The following is a 276-nucleotide window of genomic DNA, read 5'->3' as shown; positions in this document are numbered from 1 at the left end:
ACCAATTAGAATTGTTTTTGAAATCCTTGTGCCAGAAGCGTTAGCGCCATTGATTTTAGGTGTTACGTTTGTGACAGTTGGTTTAATTGAATTTTCTGCAGTTGCTGGGCTTGTCGGTGGTGGCGGTCTTGGTGACTTAGCGATGACATATGGTTATCAACGTTTTGATACATCAGTTATGTTCGTAACGGTCGTTTTACTTATTATTCTTGTACAGGTAGCTCAAAATTTAGGAAACTACTTTGCGAAAGTCTTTTTACGCAGATCATAAAAAGG

The 276-nt window shown here is 38.4% G+C and carries 1 protein-coding gene; it reads left to right on the top strand.

The annotated features are described in order from the left end of the window. Positions 1-271, top strand: a 271-nt coding sequence (locus tag SB775_RS29175; RefSeq protein ID WP_410864711.1) for an ABC transporter permease subunit, incomplete at its 5' end; no start/stop codon positions are given. Positions 272-276: the final 5 nt, after the last annotated feature.

This window comes from Peribacillus sp. SIMBA_075 (assembly GCF_046534585.1).
Note: the sequence above shows the minus strand (reverse complement) of the source record. Positions and strands in the feature narration are given on the sequence as shown.